Raw genomic sequence first — 19,398 nt, 5'->3', positions numbered from 1 at the left:
TTGTCCTAAAATCCCCCTTTACAAGCTTCTCAAAAACTTCAGCACCAGGTCCCTGTCGGCTTTGGGCAGGTTGGCGAAGTATGTTTTTGAAGCTTCGGCTTCTCCGCCGTGCCACATAATTGCTTCTGTTATGTTGCGGGCCCTGCCATCGTGCAGGTAATAGCCGGGGCTGTTTACCGTTTCAAATAAACCTATTCCCCAGAGTGATGCGGTACGCCAATCCTGTCCGCCGGCTAAAAAGTCGGGGCGGTTATCGGCAAGGCCTGCGCCCATGTTGTGCACCAGCATATCGGTATAAGGGTGTATTACCTGGTTTGATAACGGCGCAAAGGCCACATTTACACCAGTAGTAAGGGTTTGAACATGGCAGCTTACACATTTAGCTTGTTTAAAAAGCATTTCGCCACGTTTTGTATCGGCATCGGTAACATCACGACGGGCAGGTACGGCAAGCGTGGCGGCATAAAACCGCACGGCGTTAAGCGTACTATCCGGTAATTCGGGGTCATCTTTTAAACCATCGTATTGCAATTGGCCAAAGCTGCTTTCAACCGGGAAGATTCTGCTGGTGATCCCGATATCCTGGTTATAGGCAGCAGCTACCTGTGTAAGTATAGATGCGGTATTAGCCTTCCACCCAAATCTGCCTAACTGACGAGATTGCGTAGCGGCATCCCAAACATAGTTGGCCTTGCCTTTTATACCATCGCCATTGGCATCATTAGGATCGGCAAGGGCTAAAATCTCACTTTCTGGTACGGCTTCCAGTAATCCTAAACCAAACATTGGCGGGGCCAATCTTGGTGAAAGCATGTAGCCCGAAGGCATATCGGCATAAAGATTACTTAGTGTATAGGTAGGTGAGCGCAGCGCATAAGTTTCGCCATCGGCAAAACTGTAGGTAGTATTGGTATAGGCAATGTTTATTTTACATTCGGGTACTTTACCAAAAACGGCCTTATCCTGCAGCTGCAAACCATAACCCGGCACCGCAACAGGACCACCATGCGCATCTGTACCCGGCAAGCTGATGCGTACCAGCAATGACGAACGTGCGTCGCCGGCGGTAGGTAAGCCAATACCATCATTATGGTGACATGAAATACAGGAGTTGTTGTTAAAGATAGTGCCCAAACCGCTGTTTACAGGGGCGGGCGCGGTAACAAATATTTTGCTGAAAGCGGCATCGCCAAAGCCATGCACTTCCTGGTCATAGGCAGATAGCCCCGGGAACATATTGCTAAACGAATGTGATGTAATATCAAACACCGTGGCTATCCCGCCAGATAAGCGCTCATCGTACTTATCTGCCGGAAATTCGGCGGCCTTTTGGCATCTGCTTAATACAAATACCAATAAGGCCAAAATGCCAACTACCCTTAATTTTTTCACTTGTATAATTAGTCTTTAATATTTGCTTCAATAAAAGCGTTCAGATCAACAGTCAGCGTAGTTTCCAAAGCGGCAATAGCGTCTTGTGTGTTTTTAATCTGATCGCGCTGGTCGTAAATTGCTTTTTCATAACTATGTGTAATAGTAGCAAACTGGGCAAGTACGGCATTGTATTGGCTTTTTATTTTAGCATCAAGTGATGCATTTTTTGAAGCAACCAATGCGCTTAAGCTGGCACTGCCTTTTACACCATTATAGGTGCAGGTATACACGTTAAGAATACCGCTGATGTTGTTTTTAAAATCGGTAGTTGAGTTATGTGAGTATGATGACTCATCTAAAGAGCTATCACGTTGTGCATAAGGCTCTTCCATTTTTGATGTACCAACTTCGCCGCAAATATCTGCCATTGCACCAGCTATTACCTTAAACAGATCTTTACGTTTTTTAAATGGCAATACGCCGTTACCGGCAGTTTTAACAGTATCACCGTATTTGCCGCTACTGGTAGCCCAGCTATTACGCAATTCAAGAGTGGTGTTAACCAGGCTTTCTGTTGCTGATGCCAGGAATATTTTTTCGCGGGCAGTAATATCTGTTGCTTTTTTAGTGCCTCCTACACCAAAAATAATGTACTCAATGGCATGGAAACCTTTTGCGGTACCATCAAACTTATCAAACTCGCCAACACTAAGGGGGCTGCCACTGGCTAATAAACCATCAACATCCTGCTTGTTTAAAGGCCAGCTATCCATAGTTGGGTCATAGTCCTTATCTTCAACCGGGCCAAACAAAAAGCCTTCACATGACTCCCATGGCTTACGGGTATCTTTCCAGGCATTTTGCGCTGCAACAAGGTTAGCTGTAGTTGGGGTAGCTATTAACGCGGTAACAGCTGTTTGTAATAAAACCGCTTTTGCATTTATCTCTATGTAATTGGGGTTGGCAACCACATCAACAAAATCGTTTATCACCTGTCCTTCATCTACAGGTGTAAGGGTATTATTATTTCCATTGTTTTTACTACAGCTGCTAAAGCCAAGCACTGCTATGCAAGTTAATGCGAGTAGGATGTTTTTCATAGGTATTAACTTAAGTGGATGATTATTTGGTTTGATACAACTTCTGTTGTGTATTTTTTCAGCGGACGTTCGGCCGGGCCGGTGGTTACCTTGCCTTCGTTGCTAAAGGTGCTTCCGTGCAAATCGCATTTAAAACCGTTACCTGTTGGAGTAAGCTGGTTATCGGCATGGGTACATTTTAGCAGCAGGGCCGTATAGGTACCATTGGTTTCTTTTTTAAGGCCGATGTTGTAATACTGATTTTTGGGCTGAACAAGCTGGAAAGCACTGGTGGCAAACAAGGCTTCGGGAACCGATACTGTGTTATTTACAATGGCGGTTTTGTAGGCTGGCAGTGTAGCGCATGATTCCAGCGAACTTACTACCACCATACCCGCGCCAACAGCTACACATAATGAGCACGACTGTTGTATAAATTTCCTTCTGTCCATATTAAACTTGTTAAAATGAGTATCCTACACCAAGGTTTACCAATGTATTATTTGTTTGGTATGGCAAAGCAACCGGACTTGGATTAATAATAAGTGCCGGATTTTGTTCGCCGGAATGTGCCAGCCTTACATCGGCCTTAACCGCTACGTTGCGCAGCGGCAGGTAGGTAAATCCCGCTACCACAAAGTTTTTATTAAGCGTTTGATCGGTAATACCGTTTGATGGGATGCCCGAATTAAGGTCGAGCTTTTCATCGCGTACAAAAACAATAAGCTGGGCCGGGTTTGTTTGTCCGTAATTTTTGCGGTAAAGCAAATCGTAACCAATCTCCGCATAAGCACCATATAGTGTTTTTGGTGTGTTGCTGGCATACGCCCTGTTTATCTTATCGGCATCGGGTATGGTTGCAACAGTACCTAATATTTTTACAGAAAAGCCTTGCGCGTTGTATTGGATATCACCTTCGCCCATGGCAACAGGAGTACCAAATACGCCGGAGTTTAAGCCAAGGCTATCGGCCTCTGTTTTACGGATGCCTACCGTACCACCGTAATAACCGGATACCTGTGCTTTCAAGCCACCCTGGTAAAATTGCAGCGCGCCGGTTACAGCAAGGTTGGTACCGGTAGCATTACGGCCCTCAAAACGACCGTCAACAATACCCGAACCATGGGTAAAGCCTGCGGCGCTTAAACCATTCATAATACCTACCGAGTAATTAATAGGCAGGTTATTAAAACGGCCGTATAAACCAACACCAAGCTCGCGCCAGGTTGCAGGTATTACCAGCGTCTCTACATAGTTACGTTCATTACCGTTAAAGGTGGTGGGCAGGTGATTTTCGTTTAAGATACCTATACGTGGTAAAAACAAACCTGCAACAATGTATTGGTTGGGGTTAAGGTTAAATTTCAGGTAAGCCTGCTCAATGGTGATCTCGCCGCCTGGTTCGCCGCCATTAACTTTGGCATCCTCCAGTTCCATTTCAGAGAAGAAAGAGATCTTGTCGCTGAATTTGTGACCAATAAACAACACAAAACGTTCAAGATCAACCTTGGCTGTTTTTTGTTTTGAATTGTATTGATAAAAAGCATTGCCATAACCGCCGATGGTGGTATTTGTTAAGATGCTGCTTTTTGCGGTGTTGTTATTGAGCGAATCTTCGGCAGTTGAATTATTGGGCTGCTGTGCCAGTAAGGTACCGGATATGAAGAAAGAAGCTATAATTAAAGTAAGGGTTTTGCCATGCATTGCCAAGTGATTATTTGGCGACAAAAGTAATAAGTAATTTAGACTTAATCCAAATTAAGTTTAAAATGATTCTAAAGTGGCTATAATATATTGATTTTCAATAATTTAGTCGCGCCAAAGAAAAGGGAAAAGCAACAGAGAGGTAGCAATAACAATAACATTGATAGCAGCCAGGGCACCAAAATTTTGCAGGCTAAGGCTCCTGTCTATACCATCCATAGCACTTTTGCTAAGGCGGATAAGCACCAGTATAACAGGTATAATAACCGGGAAGCTAAGGATAGCCATAAGCGTGCCGTTATTACCCGCCTTTGAAGCAATGGCCGAGATCATAGTGAACACCGTGGAGAAGCTGATACTGCCCAGCAGTACCGCTAAAAAGTAAAAAAGCGGGTCGCCGAGTTTATTTTTGAAGAACACCATGTATACCAGCAAAGCCAGCATGCTCAGCAATGACATGAGCAGCACATTGTAAATAGTTTTTGAAATAATAATAGCCTGCGGACTGGCAATGGAATAGTAATAAAGCAACCGGCTTTTACTTTCCTGCATAAAGCTTTTGGCAATAGCATTAACCGATGCAAACAGCATAATTATCCAGAACAGTACATTCCATACTACAGAGTAGCCGGTGCTGCTGGTAAAACCAGGCGTAAGGTTAAAGGCTATGTAGCATACAAACACAGTAGATACCACATACAGCAGAACCCCGTTAAAAGCATATTTAGACCGCCACTCCAGCAAAATTTCTTTTTTAAGGAGATACCAGGTTTCATTAATGAGCTTCATGCCGGCAAAGGTAATAATTTGTATTTAAGTTGGAGGGGGCGGGCGTGGAAGACACCGCTTACCGGCTCTGCATATCGATGACGGGTGAGTGTTTTAATTCCCCTCTCGAGAGGGGCGAGCGATGGGATGCGGGATGGCAGGGGTGTGTTCGCGATCAGGCAAAGCAAAGAAACACACCCCTCCACTCCTCTCGAGAGGGGAATCGCACCTGGCCCTATGCTCTTGTTTTTATTTGATTCATCCTTCAATTCCCCCCTTGAGAGAGTAATAGCCCAAGCCATAAAAACGTAAGCAGATTTTCTAACTCCGTAGGAGTATCGTGTTTATAGGTATTTTATGGGTATCAATAGCTCCATAGGAGCTTCCTGTTAAATAAGGAGGCACCTACGGAGCCAAGCCTATATTATATTAAACTATAAACACGTAGCCCCGAAGGGGCCGGCATGTAGCCTATCAAACTTATTTATGATATCTCTGTCTACTCATGGGCTATTACCCTTAAGAGGAGAGCCTTGGAATGCGGGATGGCAGGGGTGTGTTCGCGCGCAGACATAACCCTTGCATTTATCCCAACTAAATAGCAATATTTGTATCTAACTATAAACCATGCCTACAGCATATTACCGTACCCCGCTTGGCGTTGCCCGTATTACCGAAGATGATGATTTTATCTCGGCGGTATCTATATTGGATGAGGAACCGGAAATTACGCCCCCTGCTACCCCGCTGTTACAAATGGCTATTAAGCAGCTGCAGGAGTATTTTACTGGCGAAAGAAAAATATTCGACTTCCCCATTAAACAACCGGGTACGGTATTTCAGCAGCAGGTTTGGGAATGTTTAATGGAAGTGGGTTACGGGAAAACCATTAGCTACGCGCAGCAATCAAACAAAATGAAAAGCCCTTTGGCTATAAGGGCTATTGCATCGGCAAATGGTAAAAATAATTTATGGGTGGTAGTACCTTGCCACCGCATTATTGGGTCCGACGGTAGTTTAACCGGCTATGCGGGCGGCCTGTGGCGCAAACAATGGCTCCTTGAACACGAGGCCCGCGTAATGGGTGTTGGACAAACGAAACTAAACTTTTGAAGTATTAACAGGCGAATTTAACAACGCCGTTATTTTTTCATGTAACTGGTATGGCTGAAACGGTTTCGCCAGTACATCGTTCATACCTGCGGTTAAGGCTTCCTGCTGTTCGTGCCCAAATGATGCTGCCGATAATGAAATAATGGGGATACTCCTTTTGGGTTCTTCAAAATCAACCCTGATGGTTTTGGCAGCCTGGTAGCCGTTCATTTCGGGCATGTGGGTATCCATCAATATCATATCGTAATGCTTGGCTGCAAGCCTATCAAGTGCCTTACGGCCATTGTCAACCATATCCACATCAACCTTCCAGTCCTTTAGTATTTTCGATAGCATAAACTGGTTCACCATGTTATCCTCGGCCACCAATATACTTACACCTGCAAAAGGTGTAAGGGCCTTCTCGGGCTTTGGACCAGCTTTTTCTGCCGGTTTAAGAGCAATAGTATGCCAGTTTATAAAGCTAAAGATACTGCCCTTACCTATCTGGCTACTTACCGTAAGTTCGCCGCCTTTAAGTTCGGCCAGCTTTTTTACAATGGTAAGGCCCAAACCGGTACCGCCATATTTGCTCACCGTGTCATCTTCGGCCTGCTCAAATGATTCAAAAATTTTAGTGAGCCGGTCCGTAGGGATGCCTATGCCTGTATCCTCTACACTATATTTTATCTTAACCTTGTCGCTATGTCTTTGCAGTACGGTTACCCTAAGCTTTACATAGCCACGTTCGGTAAATTTAATGGCATTGCTAAGCAGGTTCATCAAGATCTGGTTAAGCCTTAATGAATCAACCATGAGGTTTTGCGGCACATCGGGGTCTACATCCAGAAAAAATTCAATGTTGCTTTCATCGGCCCTGAACTTAAGCAGGTCAAATACCGATTTGATGATATCATGCACATTATTTGCACTGCGGATGATGTTAAACTTGCCGGCCTCTATCTTTGAAATATCAAGCACATCGTTTATCACCCCCAACAATGATTTCGATGAGGTATCCAGCAGATCAAGCATCCCCCTTTGCTGTTCATCAACATCGGTTTTAAGCAGCAGGTTGGTGATACCAATAATACCGTTTATGGGTGTACGAAGCTCATGGCTCATGTTGGCCAAAAAAGTTTCCTTAACCTTTTTGCTGTACTCGGCATTTTCTTTTGACTTTATCAGTTGTTCCTGGTAACTTTTTTGCGGTGAGATATCACTGATATTCAGAAATATGGTTTTGTTGCGGTATGATGCACGGCACTCAACCCAAATAATGTTTTTATCAAATGTTTCAAACCTGAACTCAAAAACCGCAAACGTCAGGTTATCCTTGATTATCTCACCCAGTTTTTTTCTGAACAGCGGTCTATGCTCATCAATAGCTAGGTTAACAATGCTTTTGCCCAGCAATTCGGCAGGCTTAAAGCCCATGATACCTTCAATAGCCGGGTTTATGTTTTCAATGCGCAGGGTTTGCGCATCAACAGAGCAAATTATATCTGCAGAGTTTTTAACTACGATAGCATAGTTCTGCAGCTCGTCGCTTTTTGATTTAAGTTCGGCCTGTGTGCGGGCCAGCTGCACAAATGAATCAACCTTGGCCGATGTTATATACGGATCAAGCGGTTTGTACAGATAATCAACAGCACCCGTGCCAAGACCCTTAACGGCATATTTGGTTTCTTTTGATATAGCGGTAACAAAAATTACCATGATATCTTTAGTACGCGGGTTTGATTTTAGCATTTCAACCAGTTCAAAGCCATCCATTTCGGGCATCTGAACGTCAACTAATGCTATTGCTATATGTGTTTCCCAGGCTATTTTAAGCGCTTCGTTGGGCGATGTTGTTGAAAAAATGCGGATATCATCGCGCGCTAATAATGCCTCAAGTGCTATTATGTTCTCTTCTCTATCATCAACAATAAGAATATTTACAGGGGTCATGTAATATTAATTAATGTGTGGTGAATCACTCTTTGTGTTTAATAGTTTAAATATCTCTTCCGTTTGCAATACATATTCAGCAGCTCCAATGTCAACAGCCGATCTCGGCATTTCACCCATTTCCGCATCATCCGGGTCCTGGGCAATTGTAGTGGCGCCACTATTTCGTAATTTAAGCAAACCCTCGGCACCATCCTGGTTTGCACCAGATAATAAAATAGCCAGGCAACGTGCTCCATAAACTTCGGCGGCACTTTCAAAGGTTACATCAATTGATGGCTTTGAATACCAAACCGCCTCAGATACATCTAACGCAAAGGTACCGTCCTTTTCAATTAATGTATGGTAATTTGCCGGTGCTATAAAAATAGTATTCGTTTTAAGAATATCTTTATCAGCAATTTCGCGCATTAACATACGGCTGTTTTCTGCAAACAGTTTTTCAATTTCGCTAAAAAAGTTCTTTTTCCGGTGAATTACTATAATTACTGTTTTGTTAAGATCAGCCGGCAAAATTTTAACGATCTGAAAAAGCAGTTTAAAAGACCCGGCAGAACCTCCGAACAAAACTATGTCGGCAGCGTGCCAGCGTTCTATAACGGTTTTATCAAGAGCCAATTTTTTGATAGATATTTTCTTTTTGATTGATCACCTTAAACTTTTTCTTAAAAGAATCTGAGCGAATAGTTTCTTTGCTACCCAGGCATAAATACCCCAGTGGGCACAAGCTTTTATAAAATAATTCCAATATGCGTTCCTGCAGTTCGGTTTCAAAGTAAATGAACACGTTACGGCAGCTTATAAGCTGAAACTCGTTAAACACATTATCTGAAACCAGGTTATGCACAGAAAACAGCGTATTTTGCTTCAGCTCATTATGAATGGTTGCAGCATCGTACAAAATGGTGAAATGATCTGTTATGGAACCTTTTAAACCGGTAAACGAATAATTTTCGGCATAGCTTTTTATGTTACGCAGACTATAAATTCCTTTGCGGGCCTCTTTCAGCACCTCGGTATTAATATCGGTACCGTATATAAATGACTTTTTGCTCAGGCCGGCTTCCCGCAGCACTATAGCCAGCGAATACACTTCTTCGCCGGTGGAACAACCCGCGCACCAGATCTTTGAATGCTGATAGGTTGACAGGTAGGGTACCACCTGGGCATCCAATGCCTTGTAAAAAGTTGGATCGCGAAACATTTCGGTAACGTTAACCGTAATCTCTTCCAAAAACTCCTGGAAAAAATGCGGATCGTTAACCAGTATGTGCTTCAGGTCATAAAAACTCAGCTTTTTAAGCTGCATGATCCTGGTGATGCGCCTTTTTAACGAGGCCTTTGTATAACCAGAGAAATCAAAACCATGAACTTTTTTTACAAGGTCAATAAGTTCGGTTACCTGTATAGATGATATAATAACGGAAGTATCGGTCATAAATTAGCTTTCAAGCCACAACTGCATTAGTGAAATAAGCCTGTCCATATCAACCGGTTTTGTGATATAATCGTTTGCCCCGGCGGCTATGCACTTTTCGCGGTCGTCTTTCATTGCTTTAGCGGTTAAAGCTATTACAGGCAACTTGGCCCATTTGTTTTGCTTGCGTATATATCTTGTGGCTTCGTATCCGTCCATCTTAGGCATCATGATGTCCATGAGCACTATATCAATATCACTTACCTCTTCCAGCTTGGCAATCGCTTCTTCACCATCGTTGGCTATCTCAACAACCAGGTCGTAACTTTGCAGGGCACTGCTGAGGGCAAAAATGTTACGCATATCGTCGTCAACAATGAGTACCTTTTTACCTTTAATGGCTCCCTTGCCTTTGGATGGTGCCTTGGGTTTTGAAATAGATGCCGATGCAAGTTGCGGACTACCTGCGGTTTCGCTGATCTTGTTCAGGAACAGGTTTACCTCATCAATAAGCCTATCGGCAGATTTGTTGGTTTTAACCACCATGGCGTTGGCGTATTGCATTAGCCTGTTAACCGAGGTTTTATCCAGCTCCATAGCTGTATTTACAATTACCGGCAATGATATAAAGCGTTCAACCTCTTTTATCTTGTCCAGCAGGTCAAGCCCCGAAATATCGGGCAGGTTAAGATCAAGGATCACGCACTGGTATTCATTTTCATGCAGCATCCTGAATGCCGATTCGCCATCAAAGGCTTGGTCAACCGTTATACCCTGCCCCTGCATCATATCTTTTAATGCCTGGCTTTGGGCCCTGTGGTCTTCCACCAATAGTATTTGTGTAAACTTGGTACCGCTTTGCAGCATAATATCGGCAAACAGCTTATCAAGTGTTTCGGTATTGATAGGTTTTTTAAGGAAGCTGATGGCCCCCTCTTTACGCACACGGTTGGCCGCTGCCTCCCCTGCCGACATCAGGTGAACCGGGATATGCATAATTTCTTCATCGGCCTTTAGCTCTTTCAATATCTGCCAGCCATCTTTGCCCGGCAGCATAATATCCAGAATTACGGCATCGGGTTTAGCCTCTTTAATGGTTTCAACGGCTCGGGTACCTTCGTACACCATAATTGATTTATAACCATGATCGCGGGCGTAATCTTGCAAAATATTGGCAAAATTCTTATCATCCTCCACTATCACTACCAATGGCTCGCGGTTGTCTTCGCGGGTAGCCGGTTTGGCAGTTTTAAGGAAGGTAGTTTCGGCGCGGAAGGTTTGGGCTGTTGGTAAAACTTCTTCTTCAACAACCGGCACTATTTTGGCCTCAAAAGGAATGGTGAGCACAAACTCGCTGCCCAAACCAGGTTCGCTGCTAAGGCTGATGCTGCCACCCAATAAGAAAGCAAGCTCACGGCTTATAGACAAGCCTAAACCTGTACCGCCGTATTTGCGGCTGGTTGAACCATCGGCCTGCTGAAACGCTTCAAATATGATGCGCTGCTTCTCGGCCGGGATGCCGATTCCCGAATCTTTAATGGCAAGATCAAGTGTCTGTTCTTTTTTACCCAACGATACATTGATGGATATGGAACCATGCTCGGGCGTAAACTTAAACGCATTCGACAGCAGATTTTTCACCACCTGCTCAACGCGTACTTTATCTGTAAATACCGTTTGCGGTGCATTTTTGGCAACGCTGGTGGTAAAGTTTATTTTTTTGTTACCGGCCACCTCGGCAAACAACATTTCCATGTCGCCTAAAATTTCGGAAACCTTGATATTCTCATTTTGCATATCCAGCTTGCCCGATTCAATTTTTGAAAGGTCGAGGATATCGTTGATGAGCGTAAGCAGATCGTTACCGGCGTTAAATATTACACTGGCGTATTTGATCTGATCTTCTGAAAGGTTAAGCGGTTTGTTATCTTTTAATATGCGGGCCAGTACCAGGATACTGTTAAGCGGCGTGCGCAGCTCGTGACTCATATTGGCCAAAAACTCCGATTTGTATTTGCCGGTTGTTTCCAGCTCATTAACTTTTATGTTGATGGCTTCGCGGGCCTGCTCAATAGCCTGGTTTTTTTCTTCAAGCAAGCTGGCTTTTTCTTCCAGTTCGGCGTTAATGGTACGCAGTTCTTCCTGTTGTACGCGCAACTCTTCTTCTGATGCCTGCAACATTTCTGTTTTGTTCATCAGCTCTTCGTTGGTAACGCGCATTTCTTCCTGCTGTGCTTCCAGTTCTTCGGCCTGTTGCTGGGTTTCTTCAAACAGGTCATGCATTATGGTGCGTGCCTGTGAAGTGTTAACCGCTATACCAATATCATTGGCAACAGCTACGATGTAATTTTTTTCGCGATCGGCCAGTGTACCGCTAAAGGCAACTTCCATTACACCCTTCAGTTTTTTGTCGAAGAAGAAAGGAATGATAAAGCTTTCGGCCAGATCTTCTTTTACTATCGATGATTCCAGTTCCAACCTGTCGTTAAGACGGCCTTTTATAACCGCGGCTTTTTTGTCCTCGGCCACCTGTCCAAGCCATCCTTCAGATAACTTAACGGTTTTCTTTAAAAAATCGGGGTTGTGAAACGCGAACGATGCATAAAGGTCAAGTCGCTGGTGGGTATCATCATAAAGGTACAATGTACCGGCTGCAGCTTTGGTGTAAGAGCAAACCTCGGCAAGTATATTTCTTGATAATTCCTTTTCGCTTTGCTGACCCTGCATTTTTTCGTTAAGAGCACCGGTACCCGTAAGCAGCCAGTTTTTGGCTTCGTTTTCGGCCAATACTTCTGCCAGCTCAATATTGGCAACTTTAATTTCGGCCTCAATTTTTTTCTGGTTATCAAAAGTTTTCTGAATATAGAAGAATAACCACAAGATAATGATAAGGAATACAACAGAACCGCCAATAATAGTTTCAATGGCGGTTGCTGATGCCGCCTGCGATGCTTCTTTACGTTTGGCAAGCAAACCGTTTTCATCTTCAATAATATGGGCAACAAGTTTCCTTATTTCGTCCATATTTTGCTTGCCATCCAAAAACATATGGTTTTGCACCATATAATCAAGGCCTTTTGCCTCGCGGGTATCAATGTTGTTTTTTAAGATGCCAAGCTGGTCATTAACTAATATAGTTATTGAATCAATACGTTTTATTTGAACAGGGTTATCAACAACCATTTCCCTAAGATCCTGAATATCGTTATGTACGCGCGGAACCGCCGTCGTATACGGATCAAGAAATACTTTATTGTTTGTTGCACCATAACCGCGCATGCCTGTTTCGGCATCAATCATCAACTGCAGTAAATTGGTAGAGGTTTTAATAACCTTTTGGGTATGATCAACCCATTTGGTATCGTCCTCCAACTGATTGATGCTTTTGTACGATAGTATACCAACCACTAATACAAGTATGATTGATACAACAAAGCCTGCTAATACCTGCTGGCGAAAGGAAAATTTCAACATGTAGAACCGTTATTTATCTGATACAAATATGTTTAAAAAAAATCTGTTTAGCATATTGCTCAAGCAATAAACATTTTAGGAGTAGTTTAAACCGTTTCGGGAGCGGTTATTATACTTTTAGGCTTGTTGTTCAGCGCGCCGGCCAAAGCCAGTATAGCGCCGGCAAACAGCACATACCATCCCCACTTAAATTTAATTTGCCTGGCTAAAAACGCATCAACCTTATGAAAAGGTATAAAGCTAAAAGCAAACTGCACTTTTAAAATGGCGGCAATCAACAGCATAACTACCAGCACCAGCGAGATCCAGGCAGTAATGCGCACCAGTTTACGCTGGTTAAGAAACGAGGCTAAAATACCCACAACGGCAACCAGCAGCAGCACCAAACCGTAGGGCTGGTTCATTTGGTATACATTCCAGTTAAATAAGTGGAAGGGGCGCAGCAAAGGGCAATACGTACCCCCAAAAATCAGCGCAAACCCTAAAAAAGATAAAATTGAACTAAGGCGCATAATATTTAGTATCAAGTAGTTAGTATCAAGTAGCAAGTACCTTTAAATGTTTACAAGGACAATCGGCTTAAAATAAAAAATAGTCATGATACTTGATACTAACTACTTGATACTAATCGCAAACTACTTGATACTTTTTTTATTGTTTAATCTCCATTTTATCGGCAAAGTGGGCACAGTAGTCGCGCAGGTCTTCAACGATGGCGGTTTCGCCGGTGGCGCGTAAAAAGCTGTCGCCCATGGTTTGCAGAGTTTCGTAAAAGAAACGTTTCATTTCGTCAACCGGCATATCTTTTGTCCAAAGATCAATACGCAGGGTATTTTTATAGCTCTGATCCCAAAGGGCCAGCATAAATGATTTTACGGGTAATGCTTCCTTGTTGGCAGCATCGGTTGATTCCCACATGATGGTTTCGGGAACATTATTATCGTCGAGCGTAACGGTGAGCTTTATTTCAGCAGTCTTCATTTTAAATTAAGTATTGAATTATTTAACAAGTAAAAATATGATAACAACCAGGGCTATGAAGCATAGCTCTATGAGCCATAATTTTTTAAGTTCGGCAAAAAAGTTACGGAATATAAGGTCGAGAAAAAACGTCACGAATGCAAACAGTAAAAAGATCCAGCCGATGGTGCCGCTCCAGTTTTCCAGCGGACGGCCCGCTATGCCCGCGCCATAGATCCAGATATAAGCCGCAACCACCAAAAAAAAGGCAGATGCAAAGTTCAGGGGCGTAATACGGAGTTTCATTTATAAAAAGATACTTGGTTTAACTGGTTTATTAACGCTTTTTGCGCGATGTTTTATTTTTGCCGGTAGCCACTTTATAGGCCTTGCCGTATTTAACCTTGGCCTTGGCTACGTCGAATTTTTTGTGCTGGTTGGCGCTTTTCTTTTCGTGGAAGGCTCCTTTAAAATCAGGATCGTCCTTACGTTTTTGTAAATCGATCTCTTTGTTTTGTTCCTGGCGCTCATCGTAACCGGTTTCCTCAATAAACACATCATCGGGCAGGGCAGATACGGGGATGGTTTGCTTGATAAGCTTTTCTATCTTCCTTAGGTAATATACTTCGGCCGGACCGCAAAAGGTAATAGCCTCGCCATGCTGTAACGCACGGCCGGTTCTGCCTATCCTGTGCACGTAATCTTCAATAACCACGGGCACATCAAAGTTTATAACATGGCTTACATCGCTCACATCAATACCACGGCTGGCTACATCTGTTGCCACCAATATTTTTACCTCATCGTTTTTAAACGAATTGATGGAATTGATGCGGGTATTTTGCCCCTTGTTGGCATGCAGCACTTTCACACCGCCTTCGCCGTATTTACGCTGCAAAAACTTGTAAACATCATCTGCTGCTACACGGGTTTTGCAAAAGATCATGAGCTTGGTAATGTTGCCTTCCAGGTCAAGCAATTTCCTGAGCAGGTTAATTTTTGTTTTGGTATTGGGTACAAAGTATAATTGCTGGTTAACCGTTTGCGCCGGTGTAGCCTGCGGACTAACCTCTATAATGGTAGGAAACTCCAAAAAGTTGTTTGAAAGTTCGTGGATCTTCTCGCTCATGGTAGCCGAAAACAGCAGATTTTGCCTTTTAACGGGCACTATCTCCAGGATGCGGTTTATCTGGGGCATAAAGCCCATATCCATCATTTTATCGGCCTCGTCCAGCACCAATACCTGTAGTGTTTTGGTAACTATATGGCCAGCCAGGTAAATATCCAGGAAACGACCAGGGGTAGCCACAATAATGTCAACCCCTTTGTTAATTTGTTCTATTTGCGTTTTTGGGCCCAGGCCGCCGTAAAGCACCACCACCCGTAAATCGGTATTAGCGGCAAAGGTCTTTACGTTTTCCTCTATTTGCATGGCCAGTTCGCGCGTAGGCGACACAATGAGCGCGCGCGGATTATCGCCCTGCGCATATTTAAGTTTCATGAGAATAGGCAATACATAGGCTGCCGTTTTACCGGTACCTGTTTGCGCTATACCCATTACATCCTGCCCGTTCATAATAGGCGGAATGGCTTTTTGCTGTATAGGCGTAGCTTCGGTATAACCGGCATCGGCTATCGCGTTTAAAATTTGCCGGTTAAAATTAAATTCTTCAAAAGTTACACCCATGCCGCAAAGATAGGCTTTTTGTTGAAGTAGGATATTCAAAGTTACTTTGTGACAAAAGACTGTGGGATATTTGGACTTGGAGACTTTAGGACTTGGGACTATGAGACTATAGGGCTTTAGGATATTGGAGTGTTGATTTGGAAATTATTAAGATCACAGGTTTGTTTGAACTATTGGCACCTCGGAAGTTTATTTATTGCCGGGATACTATCGCCATCTTTAATTATTCTAACCATCCCAAAGTCTTATAGTCCAAATATCCCACAGTCTTTTGTCCAAACGCATCAAAGTCCTTATATTTCCGGCATGAAAAAACACTTACTTATTTTATTTTTCTTAGTTACAGCTGCATTTGCAGCAAACGCACAAATTGGTAAAGGGCAGAAATATGTGGGCGGTAGCCTCAACTATAACTACGATGGTTACGGTTATACCAACAACATTGGCTTTACTACCGGCACCACGGTTTACACCAATAACAAGATCACCTCTATCCAGTTTAATCCCGATTTTGGTTTTTTTATGTCAGATAAATGGTCGGTAGGGATCCAGCCGGGTTACGCACGTACCTCAGGCACCGAAACATCAAACTATTACTCCAACACCACCCCGACCGATAATTTTACCAAAATCAACAAGTACCATACCGATGCCGTATCCTTAGGCATCCACTTCCGTTACTACTGGATGCTGAACGACAGGGTAGGAATTTTTCCGCAGTTTGGCGCAACTACCGCTCATGATGTCAGCAACTTTAAATCGGGCTCGCTGGCTATAGGCGGCAACCCTAATATCGTTTTCTTTGCCACCCCAAAACTGGCTGTAAATCTTGGTTTCGGTAACGTGGCCTACACGCATGATTATCAAACCAAAAGCAACTCCTTTAACTTTGGCTTGAACACCAATATAGGTTTCGGGCTGAACTATTATTGGGGAAAGAAATAATTGGGGGAGACAAAGGACTTTTGGATAAAGGACTTTTGGATAAAGGACTTTTGGATAAAGGACTTTTGGATAAAGGACTTTTGGATAAAGGACTTTTGGATAAAGGACTTTTGGATAAAGGACTTTTGGATAAAGGACTTTTGGATAAAGGACTTTTGGATAAAGGACTTTTGGATAAAGGCGATCAACCTTCGGTTGATCGCCTTTATTATTTTGCGGGGTTAGTGACGGTGTCCTGACTTGTTAAATTATTCATTGTGGCATCGCAATAACGCAAGTTAATAATCATTTAAATTATAAATTTGCCATATCACCAACTCCGAAATCGAAATCAGCAATCCGAAATCAAAATACCTATGGCTACAATTCTCATAAAATCAGCTACGATAGTTAACGAAAACAAGCAATACGTTGCCGATGTATTGGTAAAGGACGGCTTTATTGAACGCATAGATGCGCAGATTGATGCCCATGCCGATGAGGTTATTAACGCCGAAGGCCTGCACTTACTGCCCGGCTGTATTGACGACCAGGTGCACTTCCGCGAACCGGGACTTACCCACAAAGCCGAAATTTATACCGAATCGCGCGCGGCAGTGGCAGGGGGGATCACTTCATTTATGGAGATGCCCAACACTGTACCCAATACTTTAACCCAGCAATTACTTGAAGATAAATATGAGATAGCATCACGCAACTCGCTGGCCAACTACTCTTTTTTCATGGGCGCGTCTAACGATAACCTTGACCAGGTGCTGCGTACCGATACCGCCAATGTTTGCGGCATTAAAGTGTTCATGGGATCATCTACCGGTAATATGCTGGTTGATAATCCGCGTACGCTGGATAACCTCTTTGCACAATCGCCAATGCTTATTGCCGTGCACTGCGAGGATGAGGCTACCATAAAGGCCAACCTGGAACATTACAAACAACTGCTTGGCGAAAACATCCCCGTACAGCTGCACCCCAAAATACGAAGTGCCGAAGCCTGCTACCTGTCGTCGTCATTGGCGGTTGAGCTGGCAAAAAAGCACAATACACGCCTGCATATCCTGCATATATCAACCGCGATTGAACCACACCTTTTCGACAATAAAACACCACTGAAAGATAAACGCATTACCGCCGAAGCCTGCGTGCACCACCTGTGGTTTTCCGATGCTGATTACGAAACAAAAGGCAACTTCATAAAGTGGAACCCCGCCGTTAAAACCGCCGACGACCGCGACGCTGTTTTACGCGCCGTACTTGACGGACACATTGATGTGATAGCTACCGACCATGCCCCGCATACGCTGGAAGAAAAGGGGCAACCCTACCTGCAGGCACCATCGGGCGGTCCGTTGGTTCAGCACGCATTACCGGCCATGCTGGAGCTTTACCACCACGGCAAAATAAGCCTTGAACAAATTGCCGAAAAGATGGCGCATAACGTGGCTACCTGTTTCCAGATAGATAAGCGCGGCTTCATCCGTGAAGGCTACTGGGCCGATCTGGTACTGGTAAATTTGAACAAACCCTGGAACGTGAACCGCACCAATATTCTGTACAAATGCGGCTGGAGTCCGTTTGAAGGCACTACCTTTCGCTCCCAAATTGCATATACCCTAATATCGGGCAATGTGGCTTATGCTAACGGAAGTTTAATTGAAGGTAAAACCGGCAAACGTCTGAATTTTAACAGGTAATGATTTTAAAAATTTAAAAATACAGAATTTTCTGTAACGTAAAAGGCCCCATAATTTATGATTATGGGGCCTTTTTTATGCTACTGCTATCGCTTGATCATATGCCAGGAAGAATAAAAAAAGGTTGTCATTTCGATACGAGGTACGAGTGAGAAATCTTCTACGATATGCTATTTGCGCATTACATACCGTAGAAGATTTCTCTTTCGCTTCCCAGCTCTCTCCTCGCACTTGCTCTATCGGATGACAACATTTTGTCCATTGCTCAGCTCCGGATCACGCAATCCCCACATATATCTCCACCTCGGCATCCTCGGGGTTTTGTGCCTTTGCACCCCATACGTCAAAGTCGGCAATGTAGGTACGGTTTAGGGTGTTGTTCCAAACGTGCTGCCAGGTTTCGGCAACACAATCGGGCAGGCGGCCTTTGGCTACATACTTAACGTAACTTGTAGCAAACACCACAAGGCCTATAAGGCCCTCTGGTGCGTTATCAAGGCTCTTTACCTTACAACCCAGCACCGCGGTATACGGGCGCGTGTGATCGCTTTCGTAATCGGTATAAACACAGTATATATCGTCGCTCATCCGGCCGGTTATTTGCTCAAGCACGTTATCTCCCATAAAGCGCTCCCAAAGCTCGCCAATATCCTTTGCCGATTGCCCGTTCTCGTTGGTCGTTCGTACAGAGATTCCCAGCAAAAAGAAGCCTTCCAATTCTATTTTTTCCATAATTAAAGCTATCACTATTTGTTATACCGATATATAATTAACTTTTAATCAATTTATTATACCAGTTATATAAACTTACTGTATACTATCGGGTTACTCAATCAACTTTTTCAGTTCACCGAAAATACCCTGCCAGTTTTGCTCTGAATGTTCTTTGGCTTCCTGGTTTTTTACATTGTCCTGCGTAAGGGTTAGGGTTGTTTCGCCATTATTCTCGGTGAGGTTGTAACTTACATTGGCATAGTTTTCGGGCTTGTCTTCGGTACCGCTCATACTGCTCCAATAGCTGTACTTTACATACCTGCCCGGATCTATATTCAGGATGGTTCCTTTGTCTTCATATTTATGGCCATCCCACTCGCCGCTAAAGGTTATGGGCTCCCCTACCCTCCAGTTGGTTTTTAAATCGGTGCCAAAAAAGTACGCCTTTACCATAGCAGGATCTGTTAACCCCTGCCACACTTTGGCAATCGGGGCTTTAAATTTTACCTGGGTGTTTACTGTCAGCTTTTCCATAATTGT

General features: G+C 43.7%; 19 protein-coding genes. 4 read left to right on the top strand and 15 right to left on the bottom strand.

Translation table 11 applies throughout. The features are described 5' to 3' along the window. Positions 1-18 precede the first annotated feature (18 nt). From BLS59_RS07355 to BLS59_RS07335, 5 genes are all read right to left on the bottom strand, one after another. Positions 19-1,392, bottom strand: a complete 1,374-nt coding sequence (locus BLS59_RS07355; RefSeq protein ID WP_205411205.1) for a di-heme oxidoreductase family protein — start codon at positions 1,390-1,392, stop codon at positions 19-21. A gap of 8 nt (positions 1,393-1,400) precedes the next feature. Further along, positions 1,401-2,474: an imelysin family protein gene (locus BLS59_RS07350; protein WP_091146952.1), complete on the bottom strand. Its 1,074-nt coding sequence runs from the start codon at positions 2,472-2,474 to the stop codon at positions 1,401-1,403. A gap of 5 nt (positions 2,475-2,479) precedes the next feature. Continuing rightward, positions 2,480-2,905: a QcrA and Rieske domain-containing protein gene (locus BLS59_RS07345; RefSeq protein WP_091146948.1), complete on the bottom strand. Its 426-nt coding sequence runs from the start codon at positions 2,903-2,905 to the stop codon at positions 2,480-2,482. Between the two features lie 10 nt (positions 2,906-2,915). Continuing rightward, positions 2,916-4,157, bottom strand: coding sequence for a hypothetical protein (locus BLS59_RS07340; RefSeq protein WP_091146944.1), 1,242 nt, complete (start codon positions 4,155-4,157; stop codon positions 2,916-2,918). 105 nt (positions 4,158-4,262) lie between these two features. Then, positions 4,263-4,946 (bottom strand): heme exporter protein CcmB, encoded by a 684-nt coding sequence (locus tag BLS59_RS07335; RefSeq protein ID WP_091146941.1) that lies wholly within the window; start codon positions 4,944-4,946, stop codon positions 4,263-4,265. Positions 4,947-5,552: 606 nt separating this feature from the next. Between BLS59_RS07335 and BLS59_RS07325 the strand changes: the two genes are divergently transcribed. After that, entirely contained in the window at positions 5,553-6,038 is a 486-nt protein-coding gene (locus BLS59_RS07325) for a methylated-DNA--[protein]-cysteine S-methyltransferase (protein WP_091146934.1), read from the top strand. Here the strand turns inward: BLS59_RS07325 and BLS59_RS07320 are convergent. The 8 genes from BLS59_RS07320 to BLS59_RS07285 form a co-directional block, all read right to left on the bottom strand. Then, positions 6,027-7,970, bottom strand: coding sequence for a hybrid sensor histidine kinase/response regulator (locus BLS59_RS07320; RefSeq protein WP_091146931.1), 1,944 nt, complete (start codon positions 7,968-7,970; stop codon positions 6,027-6,029). The genes BLS59_RS07325 and BLS59_RS07320 overlap by 12 nt on opposite strands. Positions 7,971-7,976: 6 nt before the next feature. Further along, positions 7,977-8,588: a chemotaxis protein CheB gene (locus BLS59_RS07315; RefSeq protein WP_162842577.1), complete on the bottom strand. Its 612-nt coding sequence runs from the start codon at positions 8,586-8,588 to the stop codon at positions 7,977-7,979. Beyond that, on the bottom strand, positions 8,578-9,408 hold the full coding sequence (locus tag BLS59_RS07310; protein ID WP_205411204.1) for a CheR family methyltransferase: 831 nt from the start codon (positions 9,406-9,408) through the stop codon (positions 8,578-8,580). Before BLS59_RS07310 ends, BLS59_RS07315 begins: the two co-directional genes overlap by 11 nt. Positions 9,409-9,411: 3 nt before the next feature. Then, complete coding sequence (locus BLS59_RS07305) at positions 9,412-12,861, bottom strand: response regulator (protein ID WP_091146924.1); 3,450 nt, start codon at positions 12,859-12,861, stop codon at positions 9,412-9,414. Between the two features lie 86 nt (positions 12,862-12,947). Beyond that, a complete protein-coding gene (locus tag BLS59_RS07300) occupies positions 12,948-13,265 on the bottom strand; it encodes a hypothetical protein (RefSeq protein WP_143014060.1) in 318 nt (105 codons plus the stop codon). A 247-nt stretch (positions 13,266-13,512) separates the two neighbouring features. Beyond that, positions 13,513-13,842, bottom strand: coding sequence for a gliding motility protein GldC (gene gldC / locus BLS59_RS07295; RefSeq protein WP_091146918.1), 330 nt, complete (start codon positions 13,840-13,842; stop codon positions 13,513-13,515). An 18-nt stretch (positions 13,843-13,860) separates the two neighbouring features. Next, the gene (locus BLS59_RS07290) at positions 13,861-14,127 is read right to left on the bottom strand and encodes a hypothetical protein (protein WP_091146916.1); all 267 of its coding nucleotides are present in this window, start codon (positions 14,125-14,127) and stop codon (positions 13,861-13,863) included. 31 nt (positions 14,128-14,158) lie between these two features. Further along, on the bottom strand, positions 14,159-15,508 hold the full coding sequence (locus tag BLS59_RS07285; protein ID WP_091146913.1) for a DEAD/DEAH box helicase: 1,350 nt from the start codon (positions 15,506-15,508) through the stop codon (positions 14,159-14,161). A 306-nt stretch (positions 15,509-15,814) separates the two neighbouring features. Here BLS59_RS07285 and BLS59_RS07280 point away from each other — a divergent pair, with 306 nt between their 5' ends. The 3 genes from BLS59_RS07280 to BLS59_RS07270 all read left to right on the top strand — a co-directional run bounded on the left by BLS59_RS07280 (position 15,815) and on the right by BLS59_RS07270 (position 18,144). Beyond that, positions 15,815-16,453: a hypothetical protein gene (locus tag BLS59_RS07280; RefSeq protein WP_091146910.1), complete on the top strand. Its 639-nt coding sequence runs from the start codon at positions 15,815-15,817 to the stop codon at positions 16,451-16,453. Further along, complete coding sequence (locus tag BLS59_RS07275) at positions 16,438-16,692, top strand: hypothetical protein (protein ID WP_143014059.1); 255 nt, start codon at positions 16,438-16,440, stop codon at positions 16,690-16,692. Before BLS59_RS07280 ends, BLS59_RS07275 begins: the two co-directional genes overlap by 16 nt. Positions 16,693-16,809: 117 nt before the next feature. Next, positions 16,810-18,144 carry a dihydroorotase gene (locus tag BLS59_RS07270; protein WP_091146903.1) on the top strand — a complete coding sequence of 445 codons (1,335 nt, stop codon included), beginning with the start codon at positions 16,810-16,812 and terminating at the stop codon, positions 18,142-18,144. Positions 18,145-18,420: 276 nt separating this feature from the next. On the opposite strand, the gene BLS59_RS07265 is transcribed toward BLS59_RS07270, so the two are convergent. Next, positions 18,421-18,876: a GyrI-like domain-containing protein gene (locus tag BLS59_RS07265; RefSeq protein ID WP_091146899.1), complete on the bottom strand. Its 456-nt coding sequence runs from the start codon at positions 18,874-18,876 to the stop codon at positions 18,421-18,423. Positions 18,877-18,969: 93 nt separating this feature from the next. After that, the gene (locus tag BLS59_RS07260) at positions 18,970-19,392 is read right to left on the bottom strand and encodes an SRPBCC family protein (RefSeq protein WP_091146898.1); all 423 of its coding nucleotides are present in this window, start codon (positions 19,390-19,392) and stop codon (positions 18,970-18,972) included. Positions 19,393-19,398: the final 6 nt, after the last annotated feature.

Origin of the sequence: Mucilaginibacter pineti (assembly GCF_900101875.1) — a bacterium.
GTDB classification, from domain to species: Bacteria; Bacteroidota; Bacteroidia; order Sphingobacteriales; family Sphingobacteriaceae; genus Mucilaginibacter; species Mucilaginibacter pineti.
Note: the sequence above shows the minus strand (reverse complement) of the source record. Positions and strands in the feature narration are given on the sequence as shown.